Consider the following 20719-nt stretch of genomic DNA (forward strand, 5'->3'; position numbering starts at 1 on the left):
GCTACCCCGCCGCCAGCCACGCGCGGCTGCGCGCTGCCACATGCGCCAGCACCGCTGCGGAACCCTCTGCTTGCTGCAGCCGGGCCATTGGCACCTCCAGCGCCAGCGGCAGATCGGGGGGCAGCGCCGCCAGAAAGCCGCGCAGGTCGATGCCGCCCGCGCCGGGCGGCAGCCGGTCCTCGCGCGCGGTCGTCAGCAGCTCTGCGGTGCTGTAGGGCGGCGCCACCGGCGCATCGCAAAGATGCGCGAAGGCCAGCAGACCGGGTGGCACCCGCGCCAGATCGTCCAGCCGCGAGCCGGAGCGGTCCAGATGCAGGCTGTCCACCAGCAGCTGCACCCCCGGCCCCGCGGCGCGCAGCACCTGCAGCGCGGCGGCCAGATCGGGCACGTCGGTCCATGGAAAGAATTCCAGCACCACGCCCAAGCCCCGCGCCTGCCCCATCTCGGCCAGCGCCGCCAGCCGGTCCGCCAGTCGCGCGGGGTCGGGATCGTAAGGCGCCGTGATCAGATGCCGCGCCCCCAGATCCGCGCCCATGTCGAACAGCCAGCCCTGATCGGCGGGGCGCAGATCCGGCGTGATCTTCAGGAATTCGATGTCCCGCACCGCAAGCCCGGTGGCAGCCATGGCGGCCTGCGTCGCGCGCAGCGCGGCGCCGCGCAGCGGATAGCCGGGAGAATCATCGGTCACCGCCAAGAGCCGCAGCCCCACCCCGTCAAACCCCGCGCGCGCTGCCGCCTCGATGAAGGCGGGGGGCGGCAGATCGAGGGCGGTCAGATGGGCGACGGACAGCGGACGGGTCATGCCGGATCCTGCGAGGCCGCATGACGCGCGGCGATGAAGCCGAAGGTCAGCGCCGGGCCAAGGTTGATGCCGCCCGCCGGATAGGTGCCGCCAAAGATGCTCGCCGCATCGCTGCCCGCCGCATAAAGCCCCGCAATCGCCCGCCCCTGCCCGTCCAGCACCCGCGCCTGCGCATCGGTCCTGAGCCCGGCGAAGGTGCCGAAACTGCCCGGCTCCACCTTCACCGCGTAAAAGGGCGCGCGGGTGATCGGCGCGACATTGGGATTGGGCCGCTGGTCGGGATCGCCCTGCAGCCGCATATAGGCGCTGCTGCCCCGGCCAAACTCCGGATCGGCGCCTTGGGCCGCATGGGCATTCCAGCGCTCCAGCGTTGCCTCCAGCCCGGCGGGGTCGATGCCGCAGGCAAGGGCCAGATCGCGCGGGCTTTGCCCCCGTCGCAGATAGCCTGCACGGATCCAGCCGCCATAGGGCACCGGCGCGGGCCGCACGATGCCCAGACCATAGCGGCGCAGGAAGCGGTGATCGCAGACCAGCCAGGACTGCGCCGCCTCGCCTTCGGGCACCGCCGCCAGCAGCGCGGTGACGTAGTCATGATAGCCAAGCCCTTCGTTGCAGAAGCGCGCGCCATTGGCCAGAACGCCGATCACCCCGGGCTTGCCCCGGTCGATGATATGGGGAAAGCGCCCCTCGGACCCGTCGGGCCATGGCACGCGCGACACCGGGCAAAGCGCTGCAGCACTTGCAAGGTCATGATCCAGCGCCGCCCCCACCGCCTCGGCCAGCCGCAGGCCGCCGCCCTTGGCCGTGGGCACCGACAGCGACAGATGCTCCGCCGCGCGCGGCAGCAGGTCGGCGGCGCGCGCGGCGTCATGGCCGAACCCGCCGCAGGCCAGCACCACGCCGCGCCGCGCGGTCAGGCGGCGGCCGTCTGCCAGCATCACGCCGCAGACCCGGCCCCGGTCCATGCTGAGCGCGCTGACCTGCTGCGACAGGCGCAGATCTACCCCCGCCCGGCGCGCCGACAGCAGCAGCCGCCCGATCAGCGCCGCGCCATTGCGCAGATCCATGCCCCGGCCATGGAGGGCCAGATCGCGGCCATGGCGCAGCACCCGGCCCGCCACATGGCCCAGCGACCGCAGCGACCGGGTCATGGTCAGGAAGGCGCGCAGATCCGGCCCCGCCTGAATCGTCATGCCGCGAAACGTGGTCTCTGCCAGCGGCAGGCGCAGCAGCGCAAGTGCGGGCCCCAGCGCCCGCGCGTCAAAGGGCGCCGCGATGACCGACCGGCCCCCCATGCCCGCGCCGGGCAGATGGCCATAGGTGTCGGGGATGGTCAGCCCGCCCTGAAACTGCAGCGCGGTGTTCTGTTCAAAAAACGCCACCATCTCGGGGGCGGCGGCAAGAAAGGCATCGACCCTGTCCGCCCGGAACCGGTTGCCCGCCACCGCCTGCAGATAGGCGCGCGGCGCCTCGGGCGGCTCGTCGATGCCCGCGCGCCGGGCCACCGGGTTGCGGGGCGCAAAGATCCACCCGCCCGACCAGGCCGAGGTGCCGCCCGCCACCTCGGCCTGTTCCAGCACCACCACGCGCAGGCCATGGATCGCGGCGGTCACGGCGGCGGCAAGCCCGGCGGCGCCGGATCCCAGCACGATCAGATCCACGGTGTCTTCGGCGCAGGGCGCAGGCAATTTGGTCATGGGCGTCTCCTCGCCCGGACTGTCCCGGCTTGACATATTAACGTCAAGTATCAAGATTGCGCTGCGATTAACCTGAAGTTAACCGAAGGCGGCCATGCGCGACATCACCCTGCGCCAGATCGAGGTCATCCGCGCCGTCATGCTGCGCGGCACCATCATCGGGGCGGCGGAATATCTGGGCGTTTCGGCGCCCGGCATCAGCCGCCTGCTGAAACATACCGAGGAAACGCTGAACCTGCGGCTCTTCGAACGGCGGGGCGGGCTTTTTGTGCCTTCGGTGGAGGCGCAGGCGGTGTTCGACCAGATCCGCACGGTCTATCGCGGGGTGGAGAACCTGCAGCTTGCGCTCGACAGCCTGAAAAAGGGCCAGAACGTGCAGCTGGCCTTTGCCTCGGCGCCGTCGGTGGCGCAGTTCATCGCCGCCCGCGCCATCCGCAACATCCGCGCGCAGTTCCCGGATCTGTATATCGACCTCAACATCCTCAAGATCGAGGAAACGGTGGATTACCTGCTGCTGGAACGCGGCGAGTTCGTCATCATGAGCTCGGCGGTGGACAACCCCGGCATCGACAGCGAGTTGATCGCCGAAACCTCGCTGGTCTGCGTGCTGCCCGAAGGTCACCGGCTGGCCGAAGAACCGCAGATCTCGGTCTTTGACCTGCTGGAGGAGCCGCTGGTGGGCATTGATCCCGCGGATCCCTATGGCGAGCTGCTGATGCGGCCCTTTGTCGAGAACGGGCTGGAGGTTACCCACAGCATGCGCGGGCGGTTTGCGCAGACCGTGGTCAGCCTCGTGCGGCACGGGCTGGGGGTGGCGCTGATCGACCGCTTCTCGGTGGCCGAGGTCTATATGCCCGGAATCGTGCGCCGCCCGCTGAAAGAGCCAAGCTGCATCCGCAGCTATGTGGTGACGAAACAGGGCCGGGTGCTGTCCAGCTTTGCCGAATACGCCATTGCGCAGTTCAGAAAGGAGTTGACGCTTGCCGCAACCGAGCCTTTAACCCGTTAACGTGCAAGGATTTTCCTGCATGGCTGCGGAATTTTCCCACTCATGAATAACATCAAGTTAATAATGTCGATCATTCGGTATTTGACGTTATTCCCGCAGATGACGATGCTGACCCACAGCCGGACGCAGGGGAGCGTCCAGAGCAGATCCGAGGGAGGATACACCATGACACGATTTCTGATCGGTGCCGTGTCGGCGCTGAGCCTGCTGGCAGGCACCGCCACCGCACAGGACTATCCCGCGAAGGAAATTCAGGGGATCATCCAGTGGGGCGCGGGCGGCTCCACCGACACCGTGATGCGCGCCGTCACCCCCCATGCCGAAGAGGTTCTGGGCGGCACCATCGTGCTGCAGAACATGACCGGCGGCGTCGGCGCCATCGCGCTGAACCACGTGGCGGATGAAGACGCCGATGGCTACAAGCTGCTTATGGGGGCCGAAAACCCGCTGCTTTACAAGGTGATGGGCCTTGGCGACAAGGATTACTCCGACTTCACCGCGATCAGCATTCTGGCGCGCGGCACGCCGATTCTTGTGGCCAACAACGACGCGCCCTTCGACGATTATCCGGGCATGCTGGCCTATATCGCCGAAAACCCCGGCGAGCTGCGTTTCGGCTCCACCGGGCCGGGCGGGCTGCCGTCGGTGGTGACCGCGATGGTCGAGGCGGTCGAGGGCGATCTGGACGTGATTTCCGTGCCTTATGATGGCGACGGCCCGGCGCTGACCGCGCTGCAGGGCGGGGCCATCGACGTGATGCCCGCCGTGCTGGGCGCCTCCATCGAGGCGATCAAGGCCGGCAACATGAAGGCGCTGGCCGTGGTCGATGTCGAGGCCAACGAGTTCCTGCCCGACGTGCCGCCGGTGCTGGAGTTCAACGAGGGCTACAGCACCTATCTGCCCTGGGGCCCGTTCTTTGGCATCTTCGTCAAGAACGGCACGCCCGAGGATGTGGTGGCCAAGCTGCAGGATGCGTTCTCGCAATCCGCCGAACAGCAGGCGTTCAAGGATCTGATGGCCACCCGTGGCTTCACCCTGATGAACACCTCCGGGGACGAGGCGCAGGAGTTCCTGACCAGCTGGCAGAGCAACACCGCATGGCTGCTGCAGGATGCGGGCATGGCCAAGACCTCGCCCGAGGAATTCGGCATCGCCCGTCCCGGCGAATAAGCCTGCCGCGACCGGCCTGCCCGCTGTGGCAGGCCCCCTGCTGGCGCCGCCCTTTTCCGGCAAGAGGGCGGCGCCGTTCATGACCGATCCAGCCATCCCGGAGGAGAGATGCAGGACCACGTTCACCCCCACGACTCTGCGCGCGACGGATCCTCGGATGCCACCCCGGGCGGCATGCCCGGCAAACGCCGCCCCGGAGAGCTGCTGTTCACCGTGTTTCTGGTGCTGTTCAGCGGCGTGCTGCTGTGGAACGCCTTTGGCATCTCCGGGTTCGAGGCGCTGTCCGGGCCGGGGGCCGTGCCCATGGCCACCGCTGCGGTGATGCTGGTCAGCGCGCTGATCGTGCTGGTGCGCACCCTGCCGCTGCCGCGCACGACAGACGAGACGGTGATGCGGGACATCCTGCCGCCGCTGGCCATCGTGATCGTGCTGCTGCTGGTCGCTTACGGCCTGCTGCTGCGGCCCTTGGGCTTTCTGCCGACCTCGGCGCTGTTCCTGATCGCCGCCATCAAGATCCTGTCGCGGCGCGGCTGGGGTTTCACCGTGGCGGTGTCGCTGGGCAGCCTCGTGCTCATCTATCTGGTATTCCGCATCGTGTTTTCGGTGCTGATGCCCGCAGGCATCGTGCCCGAGGGCGAGATGCTGCAGGCGCTGCGCGACCTGTTCGGAGGAGGTGTCTGATGGATGCGCTCATGGCCTTTCTGACCGTCTTCACCCAGCCGCAGCTTCTGCTGCTGGTGGCGGCGGGCACCTTTGCCGGGGTCTATGTCGGGGCGATCCCGGGACTGTCGGTCACCATGGCGGTGTCGATCCTGATCTCTTTCACCTTCTCGTGGGACGTGCTGCCTGCCATCTCGCTGATGATCGGCGTCTATATGGGCGGGGTCTATGGCGGGTCGCGCACCGCCATCCTGCTCAACATCCCCGGCGCGCCCTCGGCCATCGCTACCGCCATGGACGGCTATCCCATGGCGCAGCGCGGCGAGGCGGGCGAGGCCATCGGCATCACCACCGTCATGTCGTTCTTCGGCGGCTTCGTGGGCATCGCCGTGCTGGCGCTGCTGGCCCCCACCGTTTCGGACTTTGCGATCCGCTTCCAGCCGCGCGATTACATGCTGATCGCCGTGCTGGGGATCCTGCTGGTGGGCTCGCTGTCCTCGGGCTCGCTGGTCAAGGGCATCTTTGCGGGGGCGCTTGGCATCGGCATCGGCGCCGTGGGGATGGATCCGCTGACCTTCACCGAACGCTTCACCTTCGACATTCCGCTGCTGCGCGGCGGCATCTCCTTCATCGCGGTGATGATCGGCATGTTCGGCGTGTCCGAGGCGCTGATGCAGCTGCACAACATCGACACGCCCGCGATCAAGCAGAAGATCAGCCGCATCGTTCCCTCCTTCGGCACGATCCGCAAGCATCTGCCGCTGTCGCTGCAGACCTCCTCGCTGGGGGTGCTGATCGGCGCGCTGCCCGGCACCGGCGGCGACATCGCGGCGCTGATGGCCTATGACCATGCCAAGCGCGTGACCAAATCCCCCTCGCGCCCCTTCGGGCAGGGCGCCATCGAAGGGCTGGTGGCGCCAGAGACCGCCAACAACGCCGCCGTGGGCGGGGCCTTCATTCCCATGATGACGCTGGGCATTCCCGGCGACGCGGTGACCGCCATCATGATCGGCGCGCTGTTCATCCACGGGCTGAACCCCGGCCCGTTGCTGATGGTCGACCAGCCGGACATGTTCTGGTTCATCGTGGGCGCGCTGGTGACCGCAAACTGCTTCATGCTGCTTTTTGGCCTGACCGGCATCAAGCTGTTCACCCGCATCGTGGAAATGCCGCGCGCGGTGCTGATCCCGCTGATCCTGCTGCTGTCCATCGTCGGCGCCTATGCGGTCAACAATGCCATCACCGATGTCTACTGGATGCTGGGCTTCGGGGTCTTCGGCTATTTCATGCGCCATTACGGCTATCCGCTGGGGCCGGTGATCCTTGGGGTGATCCTGTCGCGGCTGCTGGATGACAACTGGCGCCGCGCCATCATCTCCGAACGCGAGGATCTGGGCCGGTTCTTTTACGGCATCGTCACCAGCCCGCTGTCGCTGTGCCTGCTGGTGGCGGTCATCCTGATCTTCGTGTCGCAGACCCCGCTCTGGACCCGGTTCCGCAAGAAGGAAAGCTCCGCCAAATGACCGCCCCCGACATCCGTCTTGGCCTGATCGGCGACAATATCGCGGCCTCCCGCTCGCCGCGCCTGCACGAACTGGCGGGGCTGCAGAATGCCCGCGTGGTGCAGTATGACCGGCTGGTGCCGCAGGATCTGGGCCAAAGCTGGGACGCGATCTTTGACGGGCTGGCGGCCAAGGGCTATCGCGGCACCAACATCACCTATCCCTACAAGGAAAAGGTGGTGCCGCGCCTTGTCATCGAGGATCCGCTGGTGCGGGCCATCGGCGCCTGCAACACCGCGATTTTTGATCAGGGCCGGGCGCTTGGCCACAACACCGATTACAGCGGCTTTGTCGCCGCCTATCGCCGCCTGCGGGGCGACACGCCCACCGGGCCGGTGCTGATGATCGGCACCGGCGGGGTGGGCCGCGCCGTGGCCTTCGGGCTGGTGGCGCTTGGCACGCCAGAGATCCGGCTGGTGGACATGGATCCCGCCAAGGCCCGCGCGCTGGCCGAGGATCTGCGCGCCGCAGCCCCCGGGCTGCGGGTGATCGTGGGCGAGGATGCCGCCACGGCGGCGCAGGGCGCCGAGGGGCTGATCAACTGCACCCCCGTCGGCATGGTCGGCAAGCCCGGCACGCCGCTGCCCGCCACAGCCATGGCCAGCGGCACATGGGCCTTTGACGCGGTCTATACCCCGGTGGACACGCAGTTCCTGACCGATGCCGCCGCGCGCGGCCTGCAGATCCTGTCGGGCTGGGAGCTGTTTTTCTATCAGGGCGTACATGCATGGACGCTTTTCACCGGCCTGCCGCTGGACGAGGCGCGGCTGCGCGCCGATCTTCTGGCCTGAGCCGCCGCATTTCTCCGTTCCGCCTCTGGAGGGCCTGTCATGAAAACCTCGATCGCCACCGTGTCCGTGTCCGGGGATCTGCGCGAAAAGCTGGAGGCGATCGCCGCTGCGGGCTTTGACGGAATCGAGATCTTCGAACAGGATTTTATCGCCCATGACGGCAGTCCGCGCGATGTGGGCAACATGGTGCGCGATCACGGGCTGGAAATCGCGCTGTTCCAGCCCTTCCGCGATTTCGAAGGCCTGCCCGAACCGCTGCGCGCCAAGGCCTTTGACCGGGCGGAGCGCAAGTTCGACCTGATGCAGGAACTGGGCACGGATCTGGTGCTGGTCTGCTCCTCGGTGCATCCGCAGGCCTTGGGCGGCATCGACCGCGCCGCCGCCGATTTCCGCGAACTGGGCGAACGGGCGGCCAGACGCGGGCTGCGCGTCGGATACGAGGCGCTGTGCTGGGGCCGCCATGTCAACGACCACCGCGACGCATGGGAAATCGTGCGCCGCGCCGACCATCCCAATGTCGGGCTGATCGTCGACAGCTTCCACACGCTGGGCCGCAAGCTGTCGCCCGAAACCCTGCGCGGCATTCCCGGCGACCGCATCTTCTTCGTGCAGATGGCCGATGCCCCGCTGATCGAGATGGACCTGCTCTACTGGTCGCGCCATTTCCGCAACATGCCCGGCGAGGGCGATCTGGACGTGACCGGCTTTCTGCGCGCGGTGCTGGCGGCGGGCTATCAGGGGCCGCTGTCGCTGGAAATCTTCAACGACCAGTTCCGCGGCGCCAATACCGCGCAGGTGGCGCGCGATGGCTACCGGTCGCTGGTGGCGCTGATGGATGACGTGCGCCGCACCGAACCCGACCTGCCGCAGACCCTGCCCGCGCTGCCGCCGCGCGTCCGGCCCGAAGGCGTGGCCTTTGTGGAGTTTGCCGCACAGGGGCGCGAGGCGCAGCATCTGGCCGGGCTGCTGGACACGCTGGGTTTCGCCCGCGCCGCCACCCACCGCAACAAGGCGCTGACGCTCTGGCAGCAGGGCGAAATCCGCATCGTGGTGAACGAGGAAACCTCGGGCCATGCCGCCCATGCGTGGAACGCGCGCGGCACCACGGTCTGCGATCTTGGGCTGGCGGTCAGTTCCGCCCGCGACGCGCTGGCCCGCGCCACCGCCACCGGGGCGGAGCCGTTTTCCCAGCCGCTTGGCATCGGCGAGCTCGACATTCCCGCGATCCGGGGGCTGGGCGGATCGGTGCTGCATTTCATCGACAGCGGATCGGGGCTCGACCGGGTGTGGGAGGTGGAGTTCGACCCCATCCCCGGCGCGGATCTGGCAGGCGCCGGGCTGACCCGGATCGACCATCTGGCCCAGACCATGAGCTATGAAGACATGCTGAGCTGGACGCTGTTCTACACCGCGATCTTTGACGTGCGCAAAAGCCCGATGGTCGACGTGATCGACCCCGACGGGCTGGTGCGGTCGCAGGTGGTGGAGGCGCAGGACGGCGCGCTGCGCATCACCCTGAACGGGGCGGACACCCATCGCACGCTGGCGGGGCGGTTTCTGGCGGACAGCTTCGGCGCCTCGGTCCAGCATCTGGCGCTGGAAAGCGCGGATATTTTCGACACGGCGGCACGGCTTGCCGCGCGCGGGTTCGAGCCGCTGCCGATCCCGGCCAATTATTACGACGACCTGACCGCGCGCTTCGATTTCCCCCCCGGCCTGCTGGAACGGATGCAGGCCGCGCAGGTCATGTATGACCGCGACAGCCGGGGCGAGTTCTTTCAGCTCTATTCCGGCAGCTTCGCGGGCGGGCTGTTCTTCGAGATCCTGCAGCGCAGCGGTTATGGCGGCTATGGCGCCCCCAACGCGCCCTTCCGCATCGCGGCGCAAAAGCGGCGGCTGGGACCAAAGGGCATGCCCGCCCGGTAAGGCATGCTTCAGGGCGTGCCGATCCGGGTGATGCGCTGCGTCATGTCCTGCGCCACCGCCAGCGCGCGGGCCGTGGCAGCCAGCATCTGCGGCAGCACCATCCATTCCAGCGTCCAAGCGCTGCCGGACCGTTCCTGTTCATGCACCATGGCCAGATGCAGGGCCGACAGCTGCACCGCGTTGAACCGGGCCAGCGTCACCAGCAGTTCGGCGGACACCGGGTTCTGCTTGTGCGGCATGGCCGAGGATCCGCCGCCGCCGGTCAGGGTGATCTCGTCCAGCCCCTGCTGCGCCATCAGCGCCACGTCCTGCCCCATCTTGCCAAGGCTGCCGGTCACCAGCGACAGCAGGTTCGCATAGTCGGCGATGCCCTCGCGCATCGCATGCCACGCGCGCGGCGCGGGCTGCAGCCCAAGTGCCGCCGCGACATCCGCCACCACCTGATCGGCCCTGTCCCCAAGCGCCCTGCGGTCGCCCGAGGCGCCGCCGACCTGCACCCGTTCGACCCGGGGCCGCAGCGCCGCCAGACGCGCGGCATGACCCTCCAGCGGCAGCCGCCAGACCTGCAGCCGGTCGGCCACGGTGATCTGCGTCGCGGCCTGCATCCGGGTGCGCCCCATCAGCGGCGCAGCACCAAACCGCGCCTCCAGCGCCGCAAGCCCGGCCTGAACCGCCTCCAGCCGCGCGGCGATCAGATCCGAGGCCTCGACCAGCGTGCAGGCCAGCGCGCTGTCCACCACATCCTGCGAAGTAGCACCCTTGTGCAGCGCCCCCGCAGGCGCGACCTGTTTGAGCTGCGCCACCAGCCGGGGCACCGGCACGCCATCCTGCGCCATGCCCGCCGCCAGATCGGCCCGGTCGATCCGCGCGGCCTCGATGGCGCGGGCGGCGGTCTCCGCCTGGCCCGCGTCAAAGATCCCGGCCCGCCCGCAGGCGCGGCTCCATGCCGCCTCGAAGGCGAGCATATGCGCCAGCTGCCGGTCCGGTGACAGGATTGCGGCCATGTCGGCATCGCCGAACAGCCCCGACAGCCACGGATGGTCGAAAACGCCGCTGCCCTGCGGATCAGAGGTCAAGGAACACCGTCTCCTTGGGGCCCTGCAGATGGATGTCGAAGCGGTAGCGCCCTTCGTCCAGCTTGCGGGCGATCAGCGTCTCGACCCGGGGGCGCTGTTCGATGCGCGCCAGCAGCGGATCGGCGGAATTGTCCTCGTCCTCGAAATAGACCCGGGTGCTGAGCCCGATATTGATGCCGCGCGCCACGATCCAGAGCGAGACATGCGGCGCCGAGACCAGACCGCCGCGCCCGCGCACCGGGCCGGGCTTGACGGTGCGCAGGGTGAATTCCCCCGACTGCGCATCGGCGGCAAAGCGGCAGAAGCCGGTCAGCCCCGGATCCGCCCCCGGCTGGCCGGGAAAGATCCCCGCCGCGTCGCATTGCCAGCTTTCGATCATCGCGTCGCGCATCGCCCAGCCGGTGCCGTCATGCACCGAACCGGTGATCTCGATGATCTGGCCCGTCACCTCCCCGCAAAGCGGCGAGGTGCCGATTTCCTCGTCAAAGCTGCCGGGATTGCCCGCATAGCTGGGCATCAGCCCGATATGCACATAAGGCCCCGCCGTCTGAGAGGCGGTTTCAGGCAGGGTGTCCAGTTTCTGCACCATGGGTCACATCCCCTCGAGCTTGTTTTCGAACATGGTCTGGCGGCGGCCACGCAGCACGATGTCGAATTTATAGGCCAGATAATCCAGCGGGCGCGACATGGAGAAATCCAGAGGCGCCACCAGCCGGTCAAGCGCGCTGCGATCCTTGACCGTCGCGGCGATGGGGCAATGCGCGATCAGCGGGTCGCCCTCGAAATAAAGCTGGGTGATCAGCCGCTGGCCGAAGCTGTGGCCAAAGACCGACACATGGATGTGCATGGGCCGCCAGTCATTGCCGCGATTGGGCCAAGGATAGGCGCCGGGCCGGATGGTCAGGAACTGATAGCGGCCTTCGTCATCTGTCAGCGTGCGCCCGCAGCCGCCGAAATTGGGATCAAGCGGCGCGAAATAGCTGTCCTTCACATGGCGATAGCGCCCGCCCGCATTGGCCTGCCAGACCTCCACCAGCGTCTGCGGCACGGGCCGGGCGTTTTCGTCCAGCACACGGCCATGCACCAGAATGCGCTCTCCAACCGCAGGGGCGGCGCCGCGGGTCCAGTTCAGGATCAGGTTGTTGTCAAGCGGCCCAAGCCGGGCGTGACCGAAGCGCGGCCCGGTCTCTTCCGAGGGCGTGCTTTCCATCGACAGCAGCGGCAGGTTCGGCGCGCGGGTGACGCTGGTCTTGTAATCGGGATCATAGGGCACCGGGTGGATGCTGCGGTTGCGCGGGATCAGCGGCCCGGCATCGCGCGACGGGGTCAAGGTCATTGCGCGGTCTCCTCCATCTCCGCATAGGTCTGCCGCGCCAGTTTCAGCGCGTGATTGGCGCGCGGCACACCCGCATAGATCGCCACATGCTGCAGCGCCTCGGCCACATCGGCCATCGACGCGCCGGTGCGGGCGGTGGCGCGGATATGCATCGGGATTTCCTCGAAATTGCCGGTCGCGGCCAGCAGCGCAATGGTCAGCATCGACCGTTCCCGCCGCGTGATCCGGTCAGAGGCCCAGACCGTGCCCCATGCGCTTTCGGTGATCAGGCTCTGGAACGGCGTGTCGAATTCGGTCTTGGCGGCCTCGGCGCGGGCGACATGGGCCTCGCCCAGCACCTCGCGGCGGACGGCCATGCCACGGTCATAGGTCTGGCTCATGCGGTCTTCCTTCTGTCAGGCGGGCGGGCATCCATAACCGATGCCACGTCAAACCCAAGGGTGACACGGATTTTCCGTTGGCAAAACTACAAACTCGTGCCACATCCATAACCCCATGGTTTTACCCAACGGCATGAAACTGCGCCATCTGGAGGCGTTTCTGGCGGTCGCGCAGCACGGCACGATCTCGGCCGCCGCGCGGGCGCGGCATGTGTCGCAGCCTGCCCTCTCCAAGACCATCGCAGAGCTGGAGCTGCTGCTGGGAACGGCGCTGTTTGACCGCAGCGGGCGGCGCGTGGTGCTGACCCCGGCAGGCAGCGGCTTTCGCGCCCATGCACTGGCCGCGCTCAGCCGGCTGGAAACCGGGGTGCGGGCGCTGTCGGGGCAGCCGCCCGCCGGGCTGGTCAAGGTGGGGGTGCTGCCCACGGTGGCGGGCGGGTTCTTCCCGGCGGTGGCGCTGGATTTTGCCCGCCAGCGCCCCGAGGCGCGGATCGGCGTGGTGACCGGGCCGAACCGCTACCTGATCGGGCAGCTGCGCGCGGGAAAGATCGACCTGATGGTGGGCCGGATGCCGCAGCCAGAGGACATGCCGGGCCTGTCCTTCGATTATCTTTATGACGAACCGATCCTGCTGGTGGGCCGGGCGGGGCATCCGGCGGCGGCGGACCCGGCCCCGCGCGCGCTGGCCCGCCATCCGGTGATCCTGCCCAATCCTGGCGCGATCATCCGCCAGACGGTGGACCGCTATCTGGCGGCACAGGGGCTGGCGGGGCTGGTCCCCGCCTTCGAGACGGTGGCGCTGCCCGTGGCGCTTGGCCTGCTGGAACGGTCGGATCTGCTGTGGTTCATCTCGCGCGGGGTGGTGGAGCGCGAATTGCAGCGCGGCACGCTGGTGGCGCTGGATCTGCGCTCCGACTACATGGCGGGCGCGGTGGGGCTGACGCGGCAGTTCACCTTTGATGCCGACAGCCCCGCCGATCTTCTGGCGCGGCTGCTGCATGAACGGGCGCGGGATCTGACCGCGCTCGCCGAAAGCGGTCACACCGCCTGAAGCGCCACCGCGATGCCCTGCCCCACGCCGATGCACATGGTGGAGAGGCTGCGTTCGCCGGATTTGAGATCGAGCATCGCAGAGCCGGTGATGCGCGCGCCGGACATGCCCAAGGGATGGCCCAGAGCGATGGCGCCGCCGTTGCGGTTCACCCGCGCGTCGTCATCCGCCACGCCAAGCGCGCGCAGCGTCGCCAGCCCCTGCGAGGCAAAGGCCTCGTTAAGCTCGATCACCGCAAAATCGTCGATGCCCAGCCCAAGCCGCGCCATCAGCTTCTGCGACGCGGGCGCGGGACCAAAGCCCATGATACGCGGCGCCACACCGGCAGTCGCGCCGCCCAGCACACGGGCGCGCGGGGTCAGGCCGTGACGCTTCACCGCCTCGGCAGAGGCCAGCACCAGTGCGGCAGCCCCGTCATTGACCCCCGAGGCATTGCCCGCCGTCACCGTGCCATCGGCCTTGACGAAGGTCTTGAGCCCCTGCAGCGCCTCCAGCGTGGTGTCGGGGCGCGGGTGTTCGTCCTGCTCCACCCGCTTGGGATCGCCGCGCCGCTGCGGCAGCATCACTGGCACGATTTCCTGCGCCAGCCGCCCCGAGGCCATGGCGGCGCCCGCCTTCTGCTGGGAGCGCAGCGCAAACAGATCCTGATCCTCGCGCGAGATGCCGAAATCTTCGGCCACGTTCTCGGCGGTCTCGGGCATGCTGTCGACGCCATACTGCGCCTTCATGAGCGGGTTGATGAAGCGCCAGCCGATGGTGGTGTCTTCGACCGAGGCGCTGCGCGAGAAGGCAGAGGTGGCTTTCGGCATGACGAACGGCGCGCGGGACATGGATTCGACGCCCCCCGCAACGATCAGATCAGCCTCGCCCGCTTTGATGGCGCGGGCGGCGGTGATGACCGCATCCATGCCCGACCCGCAGAGCCGGTTCATGGTGGTGCCGGGCACGGTGTCGGGATAGCCCGCCAGCAGCGACGCCATGCGTGCCACGTTGCGGTTGTCCTCTCCGGCCTGATTGGCGCAGCCAAGGATCACTTCCTCGATCGCGGCCAGATCCAGACCGGAATTGCGCTCGGCCAGCGCCCGCAGCGGGATCGCCGCCAGATCATCGGGCCGGACCGAGGACAGCGCGCCGCCGTAACGGCCAATCGGAGTGCGGATGTAGTCGCAGATAAAGACGTCGCGCATCACAGGGTCTCCGGAACAAGAAGGTCGCCCACCGGGCCATCAAGATGCAGCTTGGCACCCGTCACCGCCTGCAGCGCCTCGAGGCTGAGCTGGGGCAGCTTTTCGCGCAGCACGAAGCGTCCGCCTTCGATGTCGATCACCGCCAGCGAGGTATAGACGCGGGTGACGCAGGCCACCCCGGTCAGCGGGAAGCTGCATTTTTCCACCAGCTTCGGCTGGCCGTCCTTGGTGACGTGATCGGTGACCACCGCCACGCGCTTTGCGCCATGCACCAGATCCATGGCGCCGCCCACGGCAGGCACACCCTTGCTGCCGACGCGCCAGTTGGCCAGATCGCCGGTCTGCGCGACCTGATAGGCCCCCAGCACCGCCAGATCCAGATGGCCGCCGCGCACCATGGCGAAGCTGTCGGCATGGTGAAAGAACGCGGCGCCCGGCTTCAGCGTCACCGCCCTTTTGCCGGCATTGATCAGATCCCAGTCTTCCTGCCCGGGCTCGGGCGCCTGCCCGAACCCCAGAACGCCGTTTTCGGTGTGATAGGTCACCTCGCGCCCCTCGGGCTGGAAGGTGGCGATCATCTCGGGAAAGCCGATGCCAAGATTGACATAGGATCCGTCCTCCAGATCCTGCGCGGCGCGCCACGCGATCTGGGCATTGCTCAGCTTGTCGTCCATCAGCGAAAATTCCGACATCAGTAGACCACTCCCGTGCGCACGAGCACTTCTTCCTGTTGCGGATCCGGCACCGCGACCACGCGGTCGATGAAGATGCCGGGGGTGACGACCTCGGCCGGGTCGATGCTGCCCGGCTCGCCCAGATCGGCGACCTGCGCGATGGTGCGGGCGGCGGCCATGGCCATCAGCGGGTTGAAGTTGCGCGCGGCCATCCGGTAGGTCAGGTTGCCCAGCGGGTCGCCCTTCTGCGCCTTCAGCAGCGCAAAATCCGCCTTCAGCCAGCGTTCCCGCACATACATCTTGCCGTCGAAGTCCTCCACCGGCTTGCCCTCGGCCAGTTCGGTTCCATAGGAAGACGGCGTGTAAAAGGCCGGGATCCCGGCGCCGCCCGCGCGGATGCGCTCGGCCAGCGTGCCCTGCGGCACCAGTTCCAGCGCGATCTCTCCGGCCAGATAACGGCTGTTGAACGCATCCGCATTGGACGAGCGCGGGAAAGAGCAGATCATCTTGGCCACCATGCCCGCCTTGATCATGGCGGCGATGCCGATGGCGCCGTTGCCGGCGTTGTTGTTGATGATCGTCAGATTGGTGGGGCTGCCGGTGGCCCGAAAGCGGTCGATCAGCGCATGGATCAACTCGATCGGGGCGCCGGATCCGCCGAAACCTCCGATCATGACGGTTGCGCCGTCGGGAATGTCGGCGACCGCTTCCGCGGGCGTGGACGTGACCTTGTTCATCGATGTCCTCCTGTCATGCCGTCGGCATAGCGCCGCAGGGCAAGCCGTGGCGAGTCCTTCCGTGCGCATGTTGATCTTTGTTCACGCAGCGGATAATTTCGTGCGCATGTTGAACAAACCCACCGATCACATCGCCTCTCTGGCCAAGGGGCTGCGGCTGATCGAATGCTTCGGCCCCGACACGCCGCGCCTGTCCATCGCGCAGGCCGCCGCCGCCTCGGGGCTGGATCGCGCCACCGCGCGCCGGGTGCTGCTGACCCTGCACCGCGAGGGCTATGCCGAGTATGACGGAAAATTCTTCACGCTGACACCCCGGATCCTGCGGCTTGGCATGGCGGCGCTGGCCTCGCTGCCGCTGTCGCAGATCGTGCAGCCGTGGCTGGACCAGCTGTCGGAAGGCATCGGGCAAAGCTGTTCGGTGGCGCTGCTGGACGAGACGGAGATCGTGTATATCGCCCGCGCCGCGCAGAAACGGGTCATGTCCATCGGGCTGATGCCGGGATCGCGGCTGCCCGCCTTCTGCACCTCCATGGGGCGGGTGCTGCTGGCGGCCCTGCCGCGCGATCAGGCCCGCGCGCTGGTCGAGGCCTCCGATCTGGCGCCGCGCACCGCCTTTTCCGCCAGCGACCCCGACGAGATCATGGCGCGCATCGATCAGGTTCGCGCGCAGGGCTATGCGCTGATCGATCAGGAGGTGGAGCTGGGCCTGCGGTCGGTGGCGGTGCCGCTGATCGACGGGCGCGACCGGGTGGTGGCGGCGCTGAACACCGGCATGGCCGCCACGCAGGACCGCGTCGATCTGCTGGCGGATCTGTATCTGCCCCGGCTGCGCAAGGTGCAGGCAGGGCTGCGCCGCGTGCTCTAGGCCGCGACTCACCCGCGGCGACGGCAGGGCATCCCCGACCGGACCGGATGTAACATCTGCGCAAATTTGCAGCGGCTCCGCGCCGCCAATGCCTGACTGTGCGCGGCAACAGGCGAGGCTTTGCCATACCACGAAAATTTTTAAGCGAGCGCTCGCCTGCCGCTGCGATTCCCGTTGCGATATGGCGCGGCTGGAACAAGAAGGCGCAGAGTGCAATGTCACCGGAGATCCGCATGTCTGCCGACACGCATACCCGCCGCGCCTTTCTGGCCAGCGCCCTTGGCGCTGGCGCGTTCTTCCTGCTGCCCGAGATGGCCCGCGCCCAGTCAGAGGCGGTGGCCTCCGGCATCCCGCTGGGGCCTGCCGAGCCGTTTTCCTTTGACCGGCTGCGCGACATCGCCCGGAGCCTGTCGCGCGAACCGTTCACGCCCATGGCGATGCCGGACGCGGAAACGCTGCAGCAGATCGATTATGACGCCCATGGCGCCATCCGCTTCCGCCGCGACCGCGCGCTCTGGGGCGAGACCCAGACCGACAACCCGGTGCAGTTCTTTTTCCCCGGGCGCTATTTCCCCGAGCCGGTGCATATCTACGCCGTCGAGGAGGGCATGGCGCGCGAGGTGCCGTTTTCGCGCGACCTGTTCAGCATCCCCGAAGACAGCCCCGCGCAGCGGCTGAGCAAGACCGAAGGCTTTGCCGGGTTTTCCGTGCAGGATCCGGCGCAGCGGTCGGACTGGATGGCGTTTCTGGGCGCCTCCTACTGGCGGACGGCGGGCTATTCCGGGCAGTTCGGCCTGTCGGTGCGCGGGCTCGCGCTGGACACCGCGATCCCCGACGGCCCCGAAGAGTTTCCGCGCTTCACCCGCTTCTGGCTGGAACAGCATGGCGATGGCAGCGTGACCACCTGCGCGCTGCTGGAAAGCCCGCGTGCCACGGGCGCCTATCGCATCGTGTCGCGCCGCGACAATGGCGTGATTCAGGACGTGTCGGCGGACATCTTCCTGCGCGGCGATGTCTCGCGGCTGGGTCTGGCGCCGCTCACCTCCATGTACTGGTTCGGCAAGCACAACCGCCATGTCGCCGCCGACTGGCGCCCCGAAGTGCATGACAGCGACGGGCTGGAAATTCATCTGGGCAATGGCGAACGGATCTGGCGTCCGCTCAACAACCCGCCGCGGATCATGGCCAACAGCTTTGCCACCCCCAGCCCGCGCGGCTTTGGCCTGATGCAGCGCGAGCGCGATTTCGACCAGTATCAGGATGACGGCGTGTTCTATGACCGCCGCGCCTCGGCATGGGTGGAACCGCGCGAGGACTGGGGCATGGGGGCGGTGACGCTGATCGAACTGCCCACCGATGACGAGACCTTCGACAATATCGTGGCCTTCTGGACCCCGGCCGATCACGCGATGTCGGGCAGCGAATACCAGCTGAACTACACGCTGAGCTGGCTGGAAGATGGCCCCGTCAAGCCAGAGCATGCCCGGTTCCGCGCCGTGCGGCTTGGCAAGGGCGGCATTCCCGGCCAGCCCCGCCCCGCCGACACGGTCAAGGTGGTCTGCGATCTTGACTCCACCGGCTTTGACGGGCTGACGCGCGGGCCGCTGACCCGCACCATGGTCACCACCTCGCGCGGGGTGATCTCGAACGAGGCGGCCTATCCGGTGGTGGGCGAAGACGCGTGGCGCGCGATCTTCGACGTGGATTTTTCCGACCTGCCGCTGGATCAGGACGACCCCATCGACCTGCGCGTCTATGTGGCCCATGACGGCGCCGCCAAGACCGAAACGCTGGTGCTGCAGCTGTTCCCCAGCCAGCTGCGCGAGCTGCTGTCGGCGCGCACCTGACCCCTGCCGCGGCGGCGCGACCCTTTGGCCCGCGCCGCCGTTTCCCCGCCTGAAACGCTCGCACCCCGTCCGGTTTTCTGTCACAGCAGGGGCAGACACAGACAACCGAGGTGCAGATGCGGAAAATCCCGCTTTCCGAACGTCCCGACTGGCGCGACAAGGCCAAGGAACTGGGCTTCACCTTCGCCGACATGTATGGCGAACCCTATTGGGACGAAAGCTCGGCCTATCAGTTCAGCCTGCGCGAGATCGAGGACGATCTGGAGGATCCGGCCACCGAACTGCACGGCATGTGCCGCGAGGCCGCCGCCGCGATCTGCGCCAGCGAGGAGCTGCTCACCAAGCTGGGCATCCCGGCGGAGTTTCACGATCTGGTCGCGGGCAGCTGGGACCGGCAGGAGCCCGAGATCTATGGCCGCTTCGATCTGGCCTATGACGGCACCGGCCCGGCCAAGATGCTGGAATACAACGCCGACACCCCCACCTCGCTTTACGAAAGCGCCTCCTTCCAGTGGGGATGGCTGGAGGATCAGCTGGCGGCGGGCGTGCTGCGTGACGGTGACGACCAGTTCAACGGCATCCACGAGGCTCTGGTGGCGCATTTCGCCGCGACCTTCGCCCCCGGCACCGATCTGCATTTCACCGCCATCGCGGGCAATCCCGAGGATTACGGCACGGTGGAGGCCATGGGCTGGGCCGCGCGCGAGGCCGATCTGGGCGCGCATTACACCGATCTGGACAAGCTGGGGCTCAGCCCTGACGGGCAGTTCATCGACGATCAGGACCGGGTCATCGGCATCCTGTTCAAGCTTTATCCGTGGGAGGATCTGCTGCGCGACGACTATGCCCAACACATCGCGGGCTCGGGCTGTCTGATGCTGGAACCGGCATGGAAGGCGGTGCTGTCCAACAAGGGGCTGCTGCCGGTGCTGTGGCAGATGTTCGAAGGCCATCCCAACCTGCTGCCTGCGTTTTTCGAGGCGGAGATGCAGGCGGGCAGCCCGGCGCTGGACCGCGCCGAAGAGGTGCTGCGTAAGGGCCATGTCATCAAGCCATTGTTTTCCCGCGAAGGCGCCGCCATATCCATCGTGGAAAACGGCGCGCCGACCGAAACCAGCCCCGAGGCGGGCTATGGCCAGCATCCGCGCATCGTGCAGGCCTATACGCCCCTGACCGCCTTTGACGGGTTCCACCCGGTGATCGGCGCATGGATCGTGGGGCAGGCCTGCGCGGGCATCGGCATCCGCGAGGATCGTGGGCGCATCACGCAGAACCTGTCGCGGTTCAAGCCGCATTTCATCCGCGACTGAGGAGGAGAGACATGAGAAAACGTTCCAGAACCGTGGCCCTTGCCATTGTCGGCGCCGCCTCCTTTGCGCTGGCGGGCTGCCGCGAGGAACAGGTGGATGCGCAGGCCTTTCCTGATCTGGAAAGCTGCCGCGAGGCCTCGACCACGGGCGGGCTGTTTTCGGTGGAGGAGTGCAACACCGCCTTCGCCGAGGCGGAGGAGCTGCATGTGGAAACGGCGCCGCGCTATGACAGCCTGCAGGTCTGCGAGGAACAGCATGGCGAAGGCGCCTGTGGCAGCGAGGCTCAGGCGACCAGCGGCGGGTCGGGCGGCATCTTCATGCCGCTGCTGGCGGGCTATCTGCTGGGCAACATGCTGGGCGGGCGCGGCATGGGCGCGCAGCCGATGTATCGCTCAGCCGACGGGCGGTTTACCAATGCCAATGGCGCGGCATTTTCCAGCAATACCGGCCGCGCCAAGATGGGCAGCGGCATTTTCGCCCGCCCCGCCACCACCGTGGGCAAGCCGCCGATGACCCGCACCACCGCCGCCTCGCGCGGGGGGTTCGGCAGCACCGGCGGATCGCGCGGCATGGGCTTCGGCGGCTGAACCCGGACCGGGCCGGGCGGCGTCACGGCGCCCACCGGAGCGCGCGCAGCAG

Annotated in this window: 20 protein-coding genes; 11 read left to right on the forward strand and 9 right to left on the reverse strand. The window is 67.7% G+C overall.

The window, feature by feature from the left end; genetic code table 11:
• Position 1 precedes the first annotated feature (1 nt).
• A complete protein-coding gene (locus tag BLR51_RS06110; protein WP_089845013.1) occupies positions 2-802 on the reverse strand; it encodes a sugar phosphate isomerase/epimerase family protein in 801 nt (266 codons plus the stop codon).
• Positions 799-2499: an FAD-dependent oxidoreductase gene (locus BLR51_RS06115; RefSeq protein ID WP_089845014.1), complete on the reverse strand. Its 1701-nt coding sequence runs from the start codon at positions 2497-2499 to the stop codon at positions 799-801. Before BLR51_RS06115 ends, BLR51_RS06110 begins: the two co-directional genes overlap by 4 nt.
• Before the next feature lie 94 nt (positions 2500-2593).
• On the opposite strand from BLR51_RS06115, the gene BLR51_RS06120 reads away from it, so the two are divergent.
• The 6 genes from BLR51_RS06120 (at position 2594) to BLR51_RS06145 (ending at position 9617) form a co-directional block, all read left to right on the forward strand.
• Positions 2594-3508, forward strand: a complete 915-nt coding sequence (locus BLR51_RS06120; protein ID WP_089845016.1) for a LysR family transcriptional regulator — start codon at positions 2594-2596, stop codon at positions 3506-3508.
• A gap of 165 nt (positions 3509-3673) precedes the next feature.
• Entirely contained in the window at positions 3674-4678 is a 1005-nt protein-coding gene (locus BLR51_RS06125) for a Bug family tripartite tricarboxylate transporter substrate binding protein (protein ID WP_089845018.1), read from the forward strand.
• A gap of 108 nt (positions 4679-4786) precedes the next feature.
• Positions 4787-5359 carry a tripartite tricarboxylate transporter TctB family protein gene (locus BLR51_RS06130; protein WP_089845020.1) on the forward strand — a complete coding sequence of 191 codons (573 nt, stop codon included), beginning with the start codon at positions 4787-4789 and terminating at the stop codon, positions 5357-5359.
• Positions 5359-6861 carry a tripartite tricarboxylate transporter permease gene (locus BLR51_RS06135; RefSeq protein WP_089845022.1) on the forward strand — a complete coding sequence of 501 codons (1503 nt, stop codon included), beginning with the start codon at positions 5359-5361 and terminating at the stop codon, positions 6859-6861. The genes BLR51_RS06130 and BLR51_RS06135 overlap by 1 nt, the downstream gene beginning before the upstream one ends.
• Positions 6858-7691: a shikimate dehydrogenase family protein gene (locus tag BLR51_RS06140; protein ID WP_089845024.1), complete on the forward strand. Its 834-nt coding sequence runs from the start codon at positions 6858-6860 to the stop codon at positions 7689-7691. Before BLR51_RS06135 ends, BLR51_RS06140 begins: the two co-directional genes overlap by 4 nt.
• A 39-nt stretch (positions 7692-7730) precedes the next feature.
• Positions 7731-9617, forward strand: coding sequence for a bifunctional sugar phosphate isomerase/epimerase/4-hydroxyphenylpyruvate dioxygenase family protein (locus BLR51_RS06145; RefSeq protein WP_089845026.1), 1887 nt, complete (start codon positions 7731-7733; stop codon positions 9615-9617).
• 8 nt (positions 9618-9625) lie between these two features.
• Here BLR51_RS06145 and BLR51_RS06150 read toward each other — a convergent pair whose 3' ends face one another.
• The 4 genes from BLR51_RS06150 to pcaC are packed head-to-tail and all read right to left on the reverse strand — an operon-like array spanning position 9626 to position 12409.
• Positions 9626-10693, reverse strand: a complete 1068-nt coding sequence (locus tag BLR51_RS06150; RefSeq protein ID WP_242656652.1) for a 3-carboxy-cis,cis-muconate cycloisomerase — start codon at positions 10691-10693, stop codon at positions 9626-9628.
• Entirely contained in the window at positions 10683-11282 is a 600-nt protein-coding gene (pcaG, locus tag BLR51_RS06155; RefSeq protein ID WP_089845028.1) for a protocatechuate 3,4-dioxygenase subunit alpha, read from the reverse strand. Before pcaG ends, BLR51_RS06150 begins: the two co-directional genes overlap by 11 nt.
• Positions 11283-11285: 3 nt before the next feature.
• Positions 11286-12029, reverse strand: a complete 744-nt coding sequence (pcaH, locus tag BLR51_RS06160; protein ID WP_089845030.1) for a protocatechuate 3,4-dioxygenase subunit beta — start codon at positions 12027-12029, stop codon at positions 11286-11288.
• Positions 12026-12409 (reverse strand): 4-carboxymuconolactone decarboxylase, encoded by a 384-nt coding sequence (gene pcaC, locus BLR51_RS06165; RefSeq protein ID WP_089845032.1) that lies wholly within the window; start codon positions 12407-12409, stop codon positions 12026-12028. The genes pcaH and pcaC overlap by 4 nt, the downstream gene beginning before the upstream one ends.
• Before the next feature lie 133 nt (positions 12410-12542).
• Here pcaC and BLR51_RS06170 point away from each other — a divergent pair, with 133 nt between their 5' ends.
• A complete protein-coding gene (locus tag BLR51_RS06170; RefSeq protein WP_165616745.1) occupies positions 12543-13460 on the forward strand; it encodes a LysR substrate-binding domain-containing protein in 918 nt (305 codons plus the stop codon).
• Here the strand turns inward: BLR51_RS06170 and pcaF are convergent.
• Genes pcaF through BLR51_RS06185 form a run of 3 tightly spaced genes read right to left on the reverse strand, consistent with a single transcriptional unit; the run spans position 13448 to position 16058 of the window.
• On the reverse strand, positions 13448-14647 hold the full coding sequence (gene pcaF, locus BLR51_RS06175; protein WP_089845036.1) for a 3-oxoadipyl-CoA thiolase: 1200 nt from the start codon (positions 14645-14647) through the stop codon (positions 13448-13450). The genes BLR51_RS06170 and pcaF overlap by 13 nt on opposite strands.
• Positions 14647-15321: a CoA transferase subunit B gene (locus tag BLR51_RS06180; protein WP_375342679.1), complete on the reverse strand. Its 675-nt coding sequence runs from the start codon at positions 15319-15321 to the stop codon at positions 14647-14649. Before BLR51_RS06180 ends, pcaF begins: the two co-directional genes overlap by 1 nt.
• A gap of 17 nt (positions 15322-15338) precedes the next feature.
• Complete coding sequence (locus BLR51_RS06185) at positions 15339-16058, reverse strand: 3-oxoacid CoA-transferase subunit A (protein WP_089845040.1); 720 nt, start codon at positions 16056-16058, stop codon at positions 15339-15341.
• Between the two features lie 106 nt (positions 16059-16164).
• Between BLR51_RS06185 and BLR51_RS06190 the strand changes: the two genes are divergently transcribed.
• From BLR51_RS06190 to BLR51_RS06205, 4 genes are all read left to right on the forward strand, one after another.
• Positions 16165-16923, forward strand: coding sequence for an IclR family transcriptional regulator domain-containing protein (locus BLR51_RS06190; RefSeq protein WP_089845194.1), 759 nt, complete (start codon positions 16165-16167; stop codon positions 16921-16923).
• Between the two features lie 233 nt (positions 16924-17156).
• A complete protein-coding gene (locus BLR51_RS06195) occupies positions 17157-18770 on the forward strand; it encodes an OpgD/OpgG family glucan biosynthesis protein (protein ID WP_089845196.1) in 1614 nt (537 codons plus the stop codon).
• Positions 18771-18886: 116 nt separating this feature from the next.
• Positions 18887-20080 carry a glutathionylspermidine synthase family protein gene (locus BLR51_RS06200; protein ID WP_089845199.1) on the forward strand — a complete coding sequence of 398 codons (1194 nt, stop codon included), beginning with the start codon at positions 18887-18889 and terminating at the stop codon, positions 20078-20080.
• An 11-nt stretch (positions 20081-20091) separates the two neighbouring features.
• Entirely contained in the window at positions 20092-20667 is a 576-nt protein-coding gene (locus tag BLR51_RS06205; RefSeq protein ID WP_089845042.1) for a DUF1190 domain-containing protein, read from the forward strand.
• Positions 20668-20719 lie beyond the last annotated feature (52 nt).

This window comes from Salipiger marinus, from assembly GCF_900100085.1.
Classification (GTDB): domain Bacteria; phylum Pseudomonadota; class Alphaproteobacteria; order Rhodobacterales; family Rhodobacteraceae; genus Salipiger; species Salipiger marinus.